Annotated in this window: 14 protein-coding genes and 3 tRNA genes; 9 read left to right on the top strand and 8 right to left on the bottom strand. The window is 71.9% G+C overall.

Going from position 1 to position 16,605, the window contains the following annotated elements:
- Positions 1-28 precede the first annotated feature (28 nt).
- The 3 genes from FVE25_RS41990 to FVE25_RS55730 all read right to left on the bottom strand — a co-directional run bounded on the left by FVE25_RS41990 (position 29) and on the right by FVE25_RS55730 (position 3,449).
- On the bottom strand, positions 29-859 hold the full coding sequence (locus tag FVE25_RS41990; protein WP_157253091.1) for an aminotransferase class IV: 831 nt from the start codon (positions 857-859) through the stop codon (positions 29-31).
- Positions 856-1,863, bottom strand: coding sequence for a chorismate-binding protein (locus FVE25_RS41985; RefSeq protein WP_219825899.1), 1,008 nt, complete (start codon positions 1,861-1,863; stop codon positions 856-858). Before FVE25_RS41985 ends, FVE25_RS41990 begins: the two co-directional genes overlap by 4 nt.
- Positions 1,864-1,997: 134 nt before the next feature.
- Positions 1,998-3,449, bottom strand: coding sequence for a LysR family transcriptional regulator (locus FVE25_RS55730; protein ID WP_246268300.1), 1,452 nt, complete (start codon positions 3,447-3,449; stop codon positions 1,998-2,000).
- A 58-nt stretch (positions 3,450-3,507) separates the two neighbouring features.
- Between FVE25_RS55730 and FVE25_RS41970 the strand changes: the two genes are divergently transcribed.
- Positions 3,508-4,869, top strand: coding sequence for a Rid family hydrolase (locus tag FVE25_RS41970; protein ID WP_157253089.1), 1,362 nt, complete (start codon positions 3,508-3,510; stop codon positions 4,867-4,869).
- 338 nt (positions 4,870-5,207) lie between these two features.
- Here the strand turns inward: FVE25_RS41970 and hutH are convergent, their stop codons facing one another.
- From hutH to FVE25_RS41955, 3 genes are read right to left on the bottom strand one after another with little or no spacing between them, the layout of a single operon-like run.
- Positions 5,208-6,758: a histidine ammonia-lyase gene (gene hutH / locus FVE25_RS41965; protein WP_157253088.1), complete on the bottom strand. Its 1,551-nt coding sequence runs from the start codon at positions 6,756-6,758 to the stop codon at positions 5,208-5,210.
- A gap of 25 nt (positions 6,759-6,783) precedes the next feature.
- On the bottom strand, positions 6,784-7,488 hold the full coding sequence (locus FVE25_RS41960; protein WP_157253087.1) for an ArsR/SmtB family transcription factor: 705 nt from the start codon (positions 7,486-7,488) through the stop codon (positions 6,784-6,786).
- 36 nt (positions 7,489-7,524) lie between these two features.
- The gene (locus FVE25_RS41955; RefSeq protein WP_157253086.1) at positions 7,525-8,286 is read right to left on the bottom strand and encodes a class I SAM-dependent methyltransferase; all 762 of its coding nucleotides are present in this window, start codon (positions 8,284-8,286) and stop codon (positions 7,525-7,527) included.
- A 108-nt stretch (positions 8,287-8,394) separates the two neighbouring features.
- Here FVE25_RS41955 and FVE25_RS41950 point away from each other — a divergent pair, with 108 nt between their 5' ends.
- The 4 genes from FVE25_RS41950 to FVE25_RS41935 all read left to right on the top strand — a co-directional run bounded on the left by FVE25_RS41950 (position 8,395) and on the right by FVE25_RS41935 (position 9,225).
- A complete protein-coding gene (locus tag FVE25_RS41950) occupies positions 8,395-8,925 on the top strand; it encodes a CGNR zinc finger domain-containing protein (protein WP_246268292.1) in 531 nt (176 codons plus the stop codon).
- Positions 8,926-8,984: 59 nt separating this feature from the next.
- A tRNA-Gly gene (locus FVE25_RS41945) sits at positions 8,985-9,056 on the top strand.
- 15 nt (positions 9,057-9,071) lie between these two features.
- Positions 9,072-9,142 (top strand) — tRNA-Cys (locus tag FVE25_RS41940).
- A gap of 11 nt (positions 9,143-9,153) precedes the next feature.
- Positions 9,154-9,225, top strand: a tRNA-Val gene (locus FVE25_RS41935).
- A 43-nt stretch (positions 9,226-9,268) separates the two neighbouring features.
- Here the strand turns inward: FVE25_RS41935 and FVE25_RS41930 are convergent.
- Both FVE25_RS41930 and FVE25_RS41925 read right to left on the bottom strand, forming a co-directional pair.
- A complete protein-coding gene (locus FVE25_RS41930; protein ID WP_157253084.1) occupies positions 9,269-9,595 on the bottom strand; it encodes a plasmid stabilization protein in 327 nt (108 codons plus the stop codon).
- A gap of 69 nt (positions 9,596-9,664) precedes the next feature.
- Entirely contained in the window at positions 9,665-11,347 is a 1,683-nt protein-coding gene (locus FVE25_RS41925; protein ID WP_157253083.1) for a serine/threonine-protein kinase, read from the bottom strand.
- Positions 11,348-11,513: 166 nt separating this feature from the next.
- Here FVE25_RS41925 and FVE25_RS41920 point away from each other — a divergent pair, with 166 nt between their 5' ends.
- From FVE25_RS41920 to FVE25_RS41905, 4 genes are all read left to right on the top strand, one after another.
- A complete protein-coding gene (locus FVE25_RS41920) occupies positions 11,514-12,563 on the top strand; it encodes a class I SAM-dependent methyltransferase (protein WP_157253082.1) in 1,050 nt (349 codons plus the stop codon).
- Between the two features lie 80 nt (positions 12,564-12,643).
- Positions 12,644-14,089 (top strand): asparagine synthetase B family protein, encoded by a 1,446-nt coding sequence (locus FVE25_RS41915; protein WP_181019889.1) that lies wholly within the window; start codon positions 12,644-12,646, stop codon positions 14,087-14,089.
- A 9-nt stretch (positions 14,090-14,098) separates the two neighbouring features.
- Positions 14,099-15,469, top strand: a complete 1,371-nt coding sequence (locus tag FVE25_RS41910) for an ATP-grasp domain-containing protein (RefSeq protein WP_157253080.1) — start codon at positions 14,099-14,101, stop codon at positions 15,467-15,469.
- Between the two features lie 248 nt (positions 15,470-15,717).
- Positions 15,718-16,602, top strand: coding sequence for a sulfotransferase (locus FVE25_RS41905; RefSeq protein WP_157253079.1), 885 nt, complete (start codon positions 15,718-15,720; stop codon positions 16,600-16,602).
- Positions 16,603-16,605: the final 3 nt, after the last annotated feature.

Here is a 16,605-nt window from a genome sequence, read left to right as displayed (position 1 = left end):
TGATCGGTATGCGAGGCACGAGACTAGCTTACGGGTCGAGGTCTGCGGCAGAGCGCTCGGCGAAGACCCGCATGGCCTTGGCGGTGATGGGGCCGGGCGCGACGGGCAGCTCGGTCTCGTCGACCAGCGCGATCGGCTGAACGTCACGCGTGGTCGAGGTGAGGAACGCCTCCTCGGCCTCGTAGAACGCCTGCAGGGGCACGTCGACCTCCTCGGCCCCGCACCATTCGATGACCAGCGCGCGGGTGACGCCGGCGAGGGGGCCGGCGGCGAGCGTGGGGGTGATCAGGCGGCCGTCGCGGACGATGAAAACGTTCGAACCCGTGCCCTCGCACAGGTTGCCGGCGAGGTTGCCGAAGACGGCCTCGCCGCCGCCGCGCGCCTTGGCGTAGGCGAGGGCCTTGGCGTTGTCGCCGTAGGAGGTGGACTTGACGCCGGACAGGGCGCCGCGTTCGTTGCGCGGCCAGGGGACGACGGTGACGGCCGCGGTGGCGGGGAAGGGCGGCTGCTCGTCGACGATGACGACCGAGGTGGTGCCCTTGTTGCCGCGGTCGGAGCCGAGCGGGCCGGGGCCGCTGGTGTAGGTGACGCGGATCCGGCCGAGCGCCCACGCGGGGGCGGCGGCGAGGAGCTTGCCGATGCCGTCGGCGATGGCGTCGGTGTCGGGCTCGGGCAGGTCCATGCGCCGGGCCGACAGCCGGAGACGGTCGAGGTGCCGGGTCAATGCGAACGATTCACCATTGACGATCTTGATGGTCTCGAAGACGCCGTCACCGACCATGAGGCCGTGGTCGAACACCGAGACGCTGGCCTGAGCGGGATCGAGGATCTCCCCGTTGACCCAGACAGGGACTGTCATCTATCTCCTCCAAAGCGGGATGCGAGTGCGATGAGCCTGGATGCTTTCAGCTCGGTTTCCAGCCATTCGCGCCGGGGATCGCTGCCCCAGGTGATGCCGGCCCCGGTTCCGAACCTGATCTCCTGACCGGTGATCCAGAAGGTGCGGATGCCCACGGCCAGCGCCGCCGTGCCGCGGTCGGCGTCGACCCAGCCCACCGCCCCACAGTAGGGCCCGCGGGGCTCGGGTTCGAGCTCATTGATGATGCGCATGGCCGAGGATTTCGGGGCACCGGTGATCGAGCCGGGCGGGAAGGTGGCGGCGAACACCTCCGGCCAGCCCGCCCCGGGCTCCAGCCTCGCCCGGACGGTCGAGTACAAGTGCACCGATCCCGGATACCGCTCCGCCACACACAACTCCGGCACCTGCACCGACCCGACGGCGGCCACGCGGCCCAGGTCGTTGCGGACCAGATCGACGATCATGACGTTCTCAGAGTAGTCCTTCTCCAGCAGGTCGTCCTCGGTGGCCCCGGTCCCCTTGATGGGCCGGGACTCGACGACGGCGCCGTCGCGGGACAGATACAGCTCCGGAGAGGCCGACACCACGCTGCGCCCCGGCAGGCTGATCACCGCGGCGTACTGGGCCGGGTTCCCCTCGGCCAGCCGATGCGCCAGGGCGAGCGGGTCGGCGTCCGGGGGCAGCGGGGCGGTGAGGATCCGGGTGAGGTTGGCCTGGTAGACCTCGCCCTGGCGGATGTACGCGCGGATGGCCTCGACCCCGCGCTCGTAGGCGTCGCGATCGAGGGACGTGCGCCACTGCCCGTGCCTGGGCCCGTGCCACGCCTTGCGCGCCGGGGGGAGGGGGGCAGGGCGAACCCGGTCGAAGCGGGCGCAGCTCACCTTGCCCTCGTAGTCGACCACGACCGCCCACCAGCCCTCGCCGTCCAGGGCGGCGAGGTCGGTGGTCAGGTCGCGCAGCTCGGTGGCCAGCTGCCCGCCGACATAGGCGAAGCTGTCGTGCACGCGGCTATTGTCCCAGCCCCTGCGAAACCCGCGCACGCCGCCCACCCCGGCCCTCGGCCCACACGCAGGAGATCGCCCGTCAGAAGGCCGCGTCAGGCCGCCCGCCGGACCCGGGCCCGCAACGCCCATACGTGTCATGGCCCGGCCGCGCGGGGCCGGAGGTGTTCCACGAACGCGAGCGCGGCAGGGAGGGGGACGTCGGGCAGCGCCGCGTAGTAGCGGCGGGTGGGTCCTGTGCTGGTGAGGGGCCGCAACACCACGCCCTGGGGTACGGCTCGCGCCGCCAGCTCAGGCACCAGCGTCACCCCGAGCCCGGCGGCCACGAACCCGAACTTGCCCGACCACTCGGCCACCCGCAGCCCGTCACGCGGCACGAACCCGGCGGCGGCCGCGGCGGCCAGCAGCAGGGTCGGCTGCCCGCGCGGCGCCGCCTCGATCCAGGTCTCCTCACGCAGGTCGGCCAGTTCCACGGCGGCGTTCCCGGCCAGCGGGTGCCCACTGGGCAACGCGACCAGCAACCGATCCTCACCCAGCGGCACCAGCCTCCGCTCACCCCCCTGAGCGGGCCCGATCCGGTCACCCCCCGCCTGGACTTGGGACCGGCCGCCCGCCGGCGCCGCGAGCCGCTGCTCACCACCCTGAGCGGGCCCGATCCGGTCACCTCTCGGCAGGACCCGGGGCCGGTCGACGCCCGGCGCCGCTACCGGCTGCTCCGCATCCTGAGCGGGCCCGATCCGGTCACCCCCCGCCTGGACTTGGGACCGGCCGCCTCCCAGCGCCGCGAGCCGCTGCTCACCCCCCTGAGCGGGCCCGATCCGGTCACCCCCCGCCTGGACTTGGAACCGGCCGACCTCCGACCCACCCGGCTGCGTGTCCTCCCCAAGCGTGACCAGCGGCCGGCCCGAGCGCCGCGTGACCGGGGCCTGGACCTCTTGCGGCAAGCCCGGCGCCCGACGCCCCTCCGGGGAACCCGGCGCACGATCCGCCTCGGGCGAGCCCCACGTCCGATCCCCCTCGGGCGAACCCCCTGTCCGATTCGCCTCCGGTGGGACCGGTTGCGGGCCGGCTTCCGGCGTGGCCGGTGGCCGGTCGTTCGCCGGTGGTACGGCCGGCCGGCCGCCGGGGAGGCCGGCCGGGTAGTCGCTGATCACGGCCACGTCCAGTTCGCCTGCCTCCAGGCGTTCGACCAGCCGTGGGCTGAGGCCTTCGGCCAGGCGGACGGTCACCCCGGGATACACCTCGGTAAAACGTTTCAACGCGGCTGGCACCAGTGTGACGTTGGCGGTGGCGAACGCGCCGATCCGCAACCGGCCGCCGCCTCCCGTGTGGATGGCGGCGAGTTCCTCCCGGGCCTGGTCCAGGCGTTCCAGGATGGCGAGGGCGTGGCGGTGCAGGGCGTGGCCGGCGGGCGTGAGCCGTACACCTCGGGCCAGGCGCTCGAACAGCGGGCCGCCCGCGGCGCGTTCCATCGCGGCGATGCGGCGCGAGACCGCCGACTGGGTGTAGCCGAGCAGCTCGGCGGCGGCGGTGAACGACCCGGAACGGGCCACCTCGTCGAGCAGGCGCAAGTCATTCGTCTCAAGCATGACTGGTATGCAATCTAGTCGTTGGTGGAATGCCTTGCCTATCCCTATAACTGGGGGCATGACGATTTATCCCGGTGAGATTGCTTTTCTCGGACAAGGGCGCATGGGTGTCCCCATGGCCAAGCGGCTCGTGGCGGCCGGGCACGCGGTGACGACGTGGCGGCGCGGGAATGGCGTGCCGGTGGCGGAGGCCGTGGCCGACGCGGGCGTCGTGATCACGATGCTGCGTGACGGCCGGGCGGTGCTCGACGTGCTGAAAGAGGCGCTGCCCGGGCTGCGTCCGGACGCGATCGTGATCGACATGTCCACGATCGGGCCCGAGGCGGTCGCCCGCGTGCGTGCCCTGCTGCCGGATTCCGTGGAGTTCGTGGACGCGCCGGTGCTCGGCAGCGTCGGCCCCGCCGCCGACGGCACGCTGACCGTGCTGGCCAGCGGCCCCGTGGACCGCTGCCGTGACCTGCTGTCCGTCTTCGGCACCGTGCGCGAGTACGGCGCGCTGGGGACGGCCGCCGCCCTGAAGCTCGCCGTCATGAGCACGATCGTGCCCGTGCAGGTGCTGGTCGCGGAGTCTCTGGCGTACGGCGAGGCCCACGGCGTCTCCCGTGCGGACGTTCTGGACGTCCTGGCCGGGACCCCTCTCGGCGGTATGGCCGAGCGCCTGCGGGCACCGGCCGAGGAGACCCGGTACGCGCTCGGGCTGGCCGCCAAGGACCTGGGCCTGGCCGCCTGGCAGGGCGCCACCCTCGCCACCGCCGCCCGCCTCCGCCTCCAGGACGCCGAGGCAGCCGGGTACGGAGACCGCGACCTGACGGCCATCGCCCACCACGTCGCGGCGGGGAACAGCGGGGGTGCGGCTGCGGGCGCACCTCGGGTGGACCAGCCGGAGCAGGGGACTCCGGCCGGGAACAGCGCGGCCTCGCCGGAGGAAGGGGGCCTGGCCGGGAACAGGGTGGACCAGCCAGGTCAGGGCGCTCCGAGGGAGGAGCGCGCGGACCGGCCCGGGCAGGGGAGCGTGGCCGGGGAGCGGGCGGGGCGGGTGACGCCGGTCAATCCGCCGACCGTACCGGCCACGAACGGGATGTACTCCCACGCCGTCCGGGCCGGGGACACGCTCTACATCTCCGGCCAGGCCGCCTTCGACGACAACGGCCAGGTGGTGGCGCCCGGCGACATGCGCGCCCAGGCCGAGCACGTCTTCCGGTGCCTGGAACGCATCCTGGCCGACCAGGGCGCGAGCTTCGCCGACGTCGCCTTCATCCGCTCCTACCTGACGGACATGTCACAGGCACGCGCCTACCGGGACGTGCGCCGCCGCCACATCACGGGCACGCCGCCGGCCAGCACGACGGTGGAGGTGTCCCGGCTGTTCATGCCGGGGCTCGTGCTGGAGGTGGACGCCATCGTCTCCCTCCACCGCTGAGCGCCTCCGGACCGCCGCCTCCGGACCGCCGCCTCCGGACCGCCGTCTCGGGGCCGCCCCCTCCGGACTGCCGCTGCCTCCAGGTCAGCTCCGGAGGCAGCGGCGGGTGGCCAAGAAAGCGCTCGTCGCGGCGGCCCGCCCCGCACGCTGGACGACCGTCTCCCTGGACAGAGCCCGGCCACGTGCGGCGGGTGGAGGTGGCTGCGGCCACGCCGTAACAAACAGGCGCCGTAACAGACAAGCGCCGAAACAAACAGGCGTCGTGACAGACGCGCGCCGTCATGCAACGAGCGCCGGAGTGCAAGAAGCGCCGCAGCAAGCCCGCGGCGAACGGAGCGCTACGCCAGCGGCCCCGTGACCGACTCGGCGGCGGCGAGGAGGGCGCCGTCGGCGACCAGCCGGACGGTGGACTCGATCTCCGGCGCCAGGAACCGGTCGGGCCCCGGCCCCGGCACGGCCTCGCGCAGCGCCGTCACCACCGCGCCCGTCGCGGGGGCGGGCGTCAGCGGGGCGCGCAGGTCGAGGGCGCGGGCGGCGGTCAGGATCTCGATGGCCAGCACCCTGGTCAGCCCGTCCACCGCGCGGCGCAGTTTGCGGGCCGCCGACCAGCCCATGGACACGTGGTCCTCCTGCATGGCCGAGCTCGGGATCGAGTCCACGCTGGCCGGCGCGGCCAGGCGCTTCATCTCCGAGACGATGGCCGCCTGGGTGTACTGGGCGATCATGTGGCCGGAGTCCACGCCGGGGTCGTCGGCCAGGAAGGCGGGCAGGCCGTGGTTGCGGGCGACGTCCAGGAAGCGGTCGGTGCGGCGTTCTGACATGGAGGCGACGTCAGCGGCGACGATGGCGAGGAAGTCGAGCGCGTAGGCCACGGGGGCGCCGTGGAAGTTGCCGTTGGACTCGACGCGGCCGTCGTCGAGGACGGCGGGGTTGTCGACGGCGCTGGCCAGTTCCCAGGTGGCGACGTTCGCGGCGTGGGTGATGGTGTCGCGGGCGGCGCCGGCGACCTGGGGGGCGCAGCGCAGGGAGTAGGCGTCCTGGACGCGGGTGCAGTTCTCGGGGTCGCGGTGGCTGGCCATGACGCCGGAGCCGGTCAGGATGCGGACCATGTTCGCGGCGGCCTGTGCCTGGCCGGGGTGGGGGCGCAGGGCCTGGAGTTCGGGGGCGAAGACGCGGTCGGTGCCGAGCAGCGCCTCGACGCTCATGGCGGCGCTGAGGTCGGCGGTCTTGAGGAGCCGGGTGAGGTCGTCGATGGCGAGGATGAGCATGCCGAGCATGCCGTCGGTGCCGTTGATGAGGGCCAGGCCCTCCTTGGCGGCGAGTTCGACGGGTTCGATGCCGGCCTGCTTCAACGCCTCCGCCGCCTGGGTGACATTTCCGGATTTATCCCGAACCACCCCCTCACCCATCAACGTCAGGGCCACGTGCGCCAGCGGCGCCAGGTCGCCGGAACAGCCCAGCGAGCCGTACTCGTGCACCACCGGCGTGATCCCCGAGCTGAGCAGCGCAGCCAGCGTCTTCGCGGTCGTCGGCCGGATGCCCGTGTGCCCGGTGGCCAGGGTGTGCAGGCGCAGCAGCATGAGTGCGCGCACCACCTCGGTCTCGACCTCCGGCCCGCTGCCCGCGGCGTGGGAGCGGACCAGCGAGCGCTGCAGTTGCGCCCGCAGGGCGGGGTCGATGTGGCGGGTGGCCAGTGCGCCGAACCCGGTCGACACGCCGTAGGCGGGGGTCGGGCTCTCGGCCAGCTCGTCCACCCGCTGGCGGGCCGCCGAGATCGCGGCGATCGCGTCGTCGGTCAGGCGTACGGCGGCGCCGTCGCGGGCCACTCGGATGACGTCATCGAAGCTCAGCGGCTCCGGGCCGACGTTCACGACTACGTTGTCGCGCATGCTGCCACTCTCTCGGGTTGGCGGATCAGGTAACCGGCGTATGCGATGTTAGCTCCTTACCCCGGAAAAGCTCCCTTCTGCCCTCATCGGTGACGGTTACCGCGCGAGGGATGTTTCCCCGGACAATCCACCCACGCTCGAACAACGCCTCGGTGAGCGCGGCTCCGAGCGCCCCGCCCAGGTGCGCCCGCCGCTCGGTCCAGTCGAGGCAGTCGGGCGCGAACCGCCTGCGTGTCTTCCGCACCCCTGCCACGTCCACCCCGAGCAGCCCCAGCGCCCGCTCCCCCGCGGGCGTGACCTCGCCGCCGTCCAGGTGCCCGTCGGCGCGCAGCCGGTCCAGCAGCGCCACCCCCGCCCGCCCGGCCAGGTGGTCGTAGCAGGTCCGCGCCTCCTCCAGCAGCCGCGCCTGCCGCGACTGCCGCAGAGACCGTACGGCGGGCCGGGCGCTCACCCGGGCCAGCACTTCCAGCACCTCGGCCACCTCGTGCCCGGCCAGCCGGTAGTACCGGTGACGCCCCTGGCTGACCACCTCCACGAGGCGCCCCTCCAGCAGCTTGGCCAGGTGTGAGCTGGCGGTGGCCGCGCTCACCCCGGCCAGCCTGGCCAGTTCCCCGGCCGCCAGGGCACGGCCGCCGAGCAGCGCGTTGAGCATGGCGGCCCGGGTCGGATCGGCAAGGAGCGCGGCGACGGGTGCGATGTCCGCGTCGCGGGTGAGGTGTTCTGCGACCATGCCCCGACGCTAACCCACCGACGTTTCGACGAGGATCTAAGCATCGTGCTTGACCGCGCACAGCAGGCGGTTGTTGCCCCGCTGCCACAGGGTGCCGACCTCGGCGAAGCCGGCCGCGCGCAGGGCGAAGACGTGGGTGGACAGGTACTCGGACTCCTCGCCGGTATGGGTGGCGCCCTGGTCGTGGCGGGCGGTGTTGAGCTCGGCCAGGTCGGGGTCGGCGACGACGGCCTGCCACCATTCCCGCCAGTCCTCGGGCCGGCCGGCGGCGAACCTGCGGCCGGTCTCCGTCTCGTGGATGGCGTGTTCGAGGCGGGCCAGCGCGGGGGTGGCGTCGTCGGTGTTGAGGTGGTCGCCGTTGAGCAGGGCGCCGCCGGGCCGCAGGGCCTGGTGGACCTCGGTGTACAGGCCGGTCAGTTCGCTGCCGGTGATCCAGTGCAGGGCGGTGGTGCTCACGGCGGCGTCGGCGGGGCGCTCCAGGCCGAGGTCGCGGCTCCAGCCGGGCGTGCGCAGGTCACGCGAGACGAACGTGAGGCCGGGGTAGGCGGCCCGGCCCAGGCCCAGCAGGAGCGGGTCGGCGTCAATGGAGATCACGGTGGCCTTGGGCAGGCGCTCCAGCAGGCGGGCGGAGAGCGAGCCGGGCCCGCAGCCCAGGTCGAGCACGAGCGGGTCGGGGCGGCCGAGCGCCTCCACCGCGTCGATCAGGGCGGTGAAGCGCTCCTCCCGGTCGGGCAGGTATCCGGCCTGCTGCAGGTCCCAGCGGTCGATCCATGCGCGGGCGGCGTCATAGGTGAGCACAACCGACTCCTTGTAACTGTCATTTAGACTTTGGATAGTCACAAGCTAGCCCGAAAGGTTGTAACCGGTCAAGTGAACTTCAACAGTCACACAGACAGTGTCACGCGGGTGACCGTGGGCTTCGTCAACGCGCTGACGCCCGGCATGCGCCGCGGCAAGCCCTTCACCCCGGACGAGCCGCTGGACGAGGCGGCCACCACGGCCGCCCGCGAGGTCTACCCCCGCCACCCCGGCTTCACCGCGCCCGACGCCGCCGAGCTCGCCGAGGTCGCCGGACGGCTGCGCGTGGTCTTCGACGCGATGGACGACGGCGCGGTCGACGCCGCCGCGGCCCAGGTCAACCGGCTGATCGACGACCACAACGCCCGCCCGCGCCTCGACCGCCACGACGGCGAACCCTGGCACCTGCACTTCCACGGCCCCGGCGGCACCATGGCCGGCGACTGGGGCGCGAGCTGCGCCACGGCGCTGGCGATCGTGCTGGGCAGCGAGTTCAGCGACCGGCTCGGCGTGTGCACGGCGCCGTCCTGCGACCGCGTCTACGTGGACGTCTCACGCAACGGCACCCGGCGCTTCTGCTCGACCGCCTGCCAGAACCGGGTCAAGACCGCCGCATTCCGGGCAAGGGCCAGAAACTGAGTTTGGGGAGACGGTGAAGATTCGCTAGAGTTCTCCCGTCGCCGCGTAAAGCGGCGGACGCGGAAGTGGCTCAGTGGTAGAGCATCACCTTGCCAAGGTGAGGGTCGCGGGTTCAAGTCCCGTCTTCCGCTCGGAGCTTCCCTTTCGGTGGAGTGGCTGAATGGCGAGGCAGCGGCCTGCAAAGCCGTCTACACGGGTTCGATTCCCGTCTCCACCTCGAAGGTTCGCGGACGATTAGCTCAGCGGGAGAGCGCTTCCCTGACACGGAAGAGGTCACTGGTTCAATCCCAGTATCGTCCACCGCCGAGGCCGTCTCCCCTCCCGGGGAGGCGGCCTTCACGCGTCACCGCCCGCCGAGCGCCTTCTCCAGCTGCGCCTTCGTCATCTTCGAGCGGCCTTTGACATTGCGCCGCCTGGCCTCGGCGTAGAGCTGGTCGCGGGTGCGTCCGCCCGCGCCGGAGTGGGAGCGCAGCCCGCCCCGCCGTCCGGACGAGATGTCCTGGGTCGAGGTACGGCTGGCCGTCTTCGACTCACCGGACCGCGCACGTTCCTTGTTGACCGTGCGGGCGGCGATCTCCGTGGCCCGCTTCTCACCCACCCCCCGCTTCTTGGCGCTGTCCTTGATGTGCTCGTACTGGCGTTCCCGCTTGGGACTCGATCCCCGAGGCATGGCACGGATCCTTTCCGTTGGATGTCGTCCCAGGTCACCCTGCCCGCGTTCGCCCGAGTATCACCTCGTTCAGCGTTTGACGTGCGGATAGACCTTCACGGCCAGCCTCCGGGCCGCCGCGCAGACCGCGGGCGCCTTGGCCCATTTCGGCCCGTAGTTGCTCAGCACGACCCGGACGTAGCCGTAGGAGGTGGTCCAGGAGATGCTGCAGTTCAGCTTGTGGGTCTCGCCCGGAATGCGGAAGATCCGCTCCTTGAAGGGCCTGCCGTTGATCTTGATGGGGCGGTTCGTCCGCTCCTTCGGCTGCTTGGTGGGGTAGACGAAGGTGTCGGCGAAGGAGTACGGGAGGTCGTTCTCATTCTCCGGCCACCACGAGCAGCGCCGCCGGGCACCGTCATCGTCGGTCCGGGTGCCGCCGCCGTCCAGCTGGAAGGCCGCGGCCACGTCCTCCGGGATCATGTCGCACGGGTCGGGCAGGCTGGAGAGGTCGGCCGACGGGCTGGGCGTGGGCGTGGCGGTCGAGGAGGGCTCGGGGCTCGAGCTCTCGCCGGATCCGGCGGTGGCGGGCGGCTCGGTGGTGGCGCCGGGTAGCGCGGCCAGTGAGGCGCCGCCGGCGGCCACGCGCCACACGACGACCCCCAGCAGGCCGAGCACCACCAGGGCGGCGACGCCCACGCCGAGAAGTACCTTCACCTGACCGGTGGGCTTCGCCGCGGCGGCCGGAGGCATCACGGCCACTCCCGGCGGGTACGGCCCGCCCACAGCGGGATGCGGCATCCCCCCGGGCCCACCCGGCGCATGCAGGGGCGCGGTCCCAGCCGCATGCAGGGGCGCGGTCCCAGGCACGTACAGGGGCGCGGTCCCGGGTGCCTCCACCTGCTCCTCGGGGACGTCCACCGCGGTGGCGCCCGCCGCCAGGACGGCCTCCGGGGAGGAACCGGCCGCAGCGGGGTCGAGTCCCAGCAGGGCCAGCAGCACCTGCGCCGCGCCCGGCCGCCGGGCAGGGTCCTTGGCCAGGCAGGCGGCGACCAGCCCGCCCAGCGGTTCCGGCAGCACGCTCACGTCGGGTTCGGCGCGCAGCACCCGGTGCATCACGGCGGGCGCGGTGTCGTCCCCGAACGGCGCCCGCCCCGTGGCGGCGAACAGCACCGTCGCGCCCCAGGCGAACATGTCGGTCCACGGCCCGAGCCCCTCCCCCAGGTACTGCTCGGGCGCCATGTAGGCGGGCGTCCCCACCACGTGGCTGGTCAGCGTGGCGGTCCCGTCGAGGGCCTTGGCGATCCCGAAGTCGATGACCCGCGGCCCGTCCCCGCTCATCAGCACGTTGCCGGGCTTGAAGTCCCGGTGCACGACCTTCGCCTGGTGGATGGCGGCCAGCGCCGTGGCGGTGCCGATCGCCAGCCGGTGCAGCGCGGCGCCGGAACGCGGCCCTTCGGCCCGGACGAGCTGCTGCAACGACGGCCCGGGGACGAACTCGCTCACGATGTACGGCCGGCCGCCGGCGACGTCGGCCTCGAGCACTCGGGCGGTGCAGAAGTCGGCGACCCTCTCCGCGAAGCCGAGCTCACGCACGAACCGCTCGCGGGCGCCGTCATCGGCGGCGACGGGGGCGCGCAGCACCTTGACCGCGACCTGCTCCCCGCCGGGCCCGGACCCGAGGTACACGACTCCCTGGCCGCCCTCTCCCAGGCGGCCCGTGAGGGTGTGACGGCCGATCCGCTCGGGGTCACCCGGCTGCAACGGTTGGAGCATGGTGCCCTATTTGACCACAAGTCAGGCCGGCCACGGACCTCGGGCGCCGCCCGGCGAGCGGAGTTTTCCTCTACCACACCCACCGGCCCGGAAATGCTTCGTTGACACAATACTCGACCATTGATAGGAATGCCATGTCATATCATCCCTATTGACGGGGACCTTCGTGGCCGAAATCACGTTAAGGCAACAGCCCTATATTCCGGGGTTCACGGTCGGCGAATATCTGGATTTAGTTGACCAGCACTTTCCCGAGGTCGGCACCCGCCTCTGGTTCGGCAGAAAAGGCAGTCACACCGAGCTCGCCAGGCTGGCCGGGCTCCGCAACGAGTTCGAGACCGACCATCACTCCGGGCGCGGCGACTCCTATCGCCAGGCGCAGCGAAATCCCACCATCAGGATGCGGGGAATTCGCACGTTGTTCACCCTCGCCTCGGGCTGCGCCGACCTGAGCCGCATTCCGTCCGGCTGGCGCGCCCTCGACCTGCTCGGCGGCGACGGGCTGCTGGCCCGGGTGTTCACCGGCATCGCGCCGCAGGCGCGCGGCGCGGTGATCACCAGCGACATGGCCGGGCACATGGTCGTCGGGGCGCTGCGGGCCGGGCACGCGGCGGTCAGGCAGGAGGCGCGGTTCCTGTTCATGCACGACGAGAGCGTGGACGCCGCGCTTCTGGCGTACGGCACGCACCACATCGCGCCCGGCGACCGGCTCGCGGTCTGCCGGGAGGCGGCTCGCGTGCTGCGCCCCGGCGGCCGGCTGGTGCTGCACGACTTCGAGGCCGACTCGCCGGGCAGCATGTGGTTCTCCGACGTCGTGCACCGCTATTCCAAGGCCGGGCACCCGTACCGTCATTTCACCGCGGCCGAAATGACGCGTTTACTCAAACTCGGCGGCCTGTCGGCCATCGCGATTCACCGTATATACGACCCGCTCGTCACCCGTGGTGAATCCCTGGAAGCGGCGGGTGCGGAGATGGCCGACCATCTGTATGACATGTACGGGCTCACCGAGCTGGCCCAGCCGCACGCCGCGCGTGCCGATATACGGCAGATGATATGGAAACTTGCGGAAAACTATTTTCTGCATCGGGAAAGCGATGCGCCCGACGACGCGGACCCAGAATGGCAGCGGGAGCCGGTCATTTACCAGGACGGTTCCGAGTGGGTCGCGCTGGTGCCGCGGGTGGCGCTCGTGGCGGTGGGCGAGAAGCGCTAGAAACAGGGGAGACCATGTGCGGAATCGCGGCGGAGATAACCTGCGGCGGCGCTCCGGTGGCGGTCGGCAGAGTGAAGTCCATGCTGGCGGCGATCGCCCATCGGGGTGACCCGGAGCACTACGGCGGGATGATCACCCCGCCCGGTGCGGCGATGGGCAGCAACCGGCTGGCCATCGTCGGCCGCGAGAGTGGCATCCAGCCGATGGCCGACTGGGCCGGGACCCTGTGGACGGTGTTCAACGGCGAGATCTACAACCACCGGGAGCTCCGCGGCGAACTGGAGGAACTCGGCTACGGCTTCCGCACGGCCTCCGACACCGAGGTGCTCGTCCACGGTTATCGCGCGTGGGGCGCCGAGCTGCCGCTCCATCTGGACGGCATGTTCGCGTTCGTGATCTACGACGCGACCCGCCGGGCCTTCCTGGCCGCGCGCGACCGGTTCGGGGTCAAGCCGCTGTACTGGGCCGGTGACGAGGCCGGCCTGCTGTTCGCCTCGGAGATCAAGTCGTTCCTGCCGCTGGGGGTGACGCCCGAGGTGTTCCCGCCGGGCCACGGGATGGACGAGGCGGGGCTGTGGCGCTACGACGAGCGGGACGCCTGCCAGCTGCCCGCGGAGGAGGACGCGCTGGTCACGCGTTTCCGCGACATCCTGGACAACGCCGTGCGCAAGCGCGTACAGACGGACCTGCCCATCGGCGTGATCTACAGCGGCGGCCTGGACAGTGCGGCCATCCTCGGGCTGGCGCTCCGGCACCACCCCAACGTCATGGCGATCACCGTCGGCTTCCCCGGCGCGCCCGACCTGGCGTTCGCCGAGCGCTCCTGCCGCGACCTGGGCGTGCGCCAGGTGACCCGGATTCTGGGGTACGGCGAGCTGGTCGGCAACATGACGGCCGTGGTGCGTCAGCTCGAGACCTTCGAGGTCATCGACGTCATGGACGCCTGCGTGATGGCACCCGCCTTCGAGGTCGCGCGGAAGCTCGGCATCAAGGTGGTCCTGGTGGGCGATGCCAGTGACGAGTTGCTCGCCGGGTACGAGCTGTTCCGCGACCACCCGGATCCCGTGGCGATGATGCGCTACCGGGTGATGAACCTGCACCGCACCGACCTCCAGCGGGTGGACCGTACCTCGATGGCGCACACGGTCGAGGCCAGGGTGCCCTTCCTCGACCGGGAGGTGGTGGACTTCGCCTGGCAGCTGCCCATGGAGTACAAGCTGCGTGACGGCACCGAGAAGTGGATCCTGCGCAAGGCGGTCAGCGGGATCATCCCCGACTACCTCGCCTGGCGGCCCAAGATCAGGATGCCGCAGGGCACCGGCCTGTTGTTCCAGCTCATCGAGTACGCCCGCCGCCACCGGCCGGAGCTGGCCGAGGAGCTCCTGACCCGGCTGGGCCTGGACCAGCCGGAGGCGGCGTACTTCCTGCACGCCTACCTGGAGTCCGGCTATCCCCTGCCGCCCGCCCGCTATCGCAAGCTCGGGTGGGACTTCGGGTCCAACGGATACTTCGTCTTCCACTCGTAGGGACGGCCGATGAGGAAAGCACCGCTCCTGCTCGTCTACGCACGCGGCGGCCCGCCGCTGGCCGACGTGCTGCCCAGACTGGCGGCCGTGGCCGAGACGCATCTGCTGAAGCTGGCCTCTCCCCCGCCGGCGGGCGCGACAGCCGTCGCCCAGCACTGTGTCTCGGTCACGGACGCCTCCGCGGAGAGCCTCAGCGGGCCGGCGCTCATCGAGCGCATCGTCGGCGCCGCCACCGGGCTGGGGGCTCGCGGGGTGCTGACGTTCTCGGAGTTCGCGCTGATCGCCACCGCGCTGGCGGCCGAGCGGCTGGGCCTGCCGGGACCGGGGCGCGGGGTGGTGCGGGCGCGCAGCAAGCGGCTGATGCGCCGCAAATGGGCCTCCTCGGGCGTGCCGGTGCCGCGTTTCCAGGCGGTGGACTCGCTGGAGGACCTCGACCTGGCCTGGGAGCGGCTGTCGCCGCCGTTTCTGCTCAAGACGGCCTGGGGCGCGGGCTCGATCGGCCAGGTTCTCATCCACCGGCGCGAGGACATCCCGGCCGCCTTCCACCGGGCCCGCGCCGCCGCCGCGCGGGCCAGGGGCGCGCAACTGGCCGAGTTGTACGCCGACGGCGCGGACGAGCTCATCGCGGAGGACGTCATCCCGGCCAGCCGCTCGTCCTGGCACGAGGACGCGCAGTACGCCGACTACCTGAGCGTCGAGGGCCTGGTCGTCGACGGGACCTATCACCCGGTCTGCATCACCGAGCGGCTGCCGACGCTGCCTCCCTTCGTCGAGCGCGGCAACCTGGCGCCCAGCGTCCTGCCCGAGCCGCTGCAACGCGAGATCGAGGAGGTCTCGGCGCGGGCGGTGAACGCGCTCGGGCTGAGCACCTGCGGCACCCACACCGAGCTGAAGCTGCTGGCCGACCGGCACCTCTGCCTGCTGGAGACGGCCGCCAGCCTGGGCGGGCGCCTGCTCACGCGCCAGGTGGCCGCGATCCACGGCGTCGACCTCGTGGCGGCGCTGGCGAAGGCCGTGCTCGGGCTCGACCCGGGGCTGCCCCCGCGGATGATCACCGGGCCGGGCGGGCGCGCGGCCGGGTCGGTCAACATGATCGCCGCCGACTCGCGGGGCGTCCCGTGGACGAGCGCGCCCGTCTTCGACCCCGAACGGCTCGACCTGGGCGCGCTGGTCTCTCCGGGCACCCGGGCCGAGATCGTGCCCGACTTCACCGCCCTGGGACGCGGGGAGCGGATGGTCCCCTTCGACCCGCCGAGCGGCTCGCTCAACCTCGCCGGGGTGCTCTACCTCGAGGCGGGCGACACCAAGACGCTCGTGCACGACGCGTACACGATCCTCGACCGCCTCGAAACCGCCATGAGCACGGCCGCGCTCAGATGATCAGGAGGAACCGGGCCGCGTCCAGCACCCAGACCAGTCCCCATACCACGACAACCCATAGATGACCGGACCCACGCCCGGATCTCCCCCAGGCCCCCACGACGTCCACTATCCCCTTCTACGGCCCCCTAGAGCGATTTATCCCCCAGTCTGCCGCGACGAAAGACGATACGCCCGGGTTCATCGAGAAGTCGCGGTTCTCAGCTTCGGTTAACGCCGGATTCACCCGCCGGCTCTACCGTTCGGCCATGAATTGGAAGTACCGAGCGAACGCCACGCTTGAGGGCCTCACCGGGTACACCCTCTCCCGTGCCACGCGGGTCCCGCGTCCCGTGCCGCCGCCGAAGCCGCACCCCGCGCTCGTCCGGCTGGAGGACGACGAGATACGCGCCCCGGCCGACCCGGAGCACGACCGTCTGCTGCGCGCCCCGGTCTTCCTGTTCTCCTCGGTGCGCTCGGGCTCGACGCTGCTGCGCGTGCTGCTCAACAGCCACTCGCTGATCCACTCCCCGATCGAGACGCACTTCCGCCGGGTGACGGTCGGCTTCCCCACCGATCCGGTACGGCAGGCGGTCGCGGCCCTGGGCCACACCCACGGCGACGTCGAGCACCTGCTCTGGGACCGCCTGCTCCACCGGGAGCTGGCCCGCAGCGGCAAGCCGATCCTGGTGGAGAAGACGCCGAGCAACGTCTTCGCCTGGCGGCGCATCGCCACGTGCTGGCCGGACGCCCGTTTCCTGTTCCTGCTGCGCCACCCGCTGTCGATCGCGCAGTCGTGGCACGAGGCCGACCCGGTCAACCGGCCGATGGACGAGGCGGTCAGCCGTACCTTCAACTACATGATCTACCTGCAGGAGGCGCGCGAGCACCTGGCCGGGCTGACCGTCACCTACGAGGACCTCGTGGCCGACGCGGGCGGGGTCCTGCGCCGGGTCTGCGCCTTTCTGCAGGTGGGGTGGGAGCCGGCCATGCTGGAGTACGGCGGGCGCGACCACGGCGGCTTCGTCAAGGGCATCGGCGACTGGCGCGACAAGATCCGCACCGGGACCGTGGTCGAGGGGCGGCCGCTGCCCGACCCCGAGGAGGTGCCGGACCAGCTGAAGGAGATCGCCCGGCAGTGGCGCTACCTGTGAGTT

The organism is Nonomuraea typhae (genome assembly GCF_009760925.1).
Taxonomy (GTDB): Bacteria; Actinomycetota; Actinomycetes; order Streptosporangiales; family Streptosporangiaceae; genus Nonomuraea; species Nonomuraea typhae.
The sequence above is the reverse complement of the archived record's forward strand: the minus strand, read 5'-3'. Positions and strand labels throughout refer to the sequence as shown.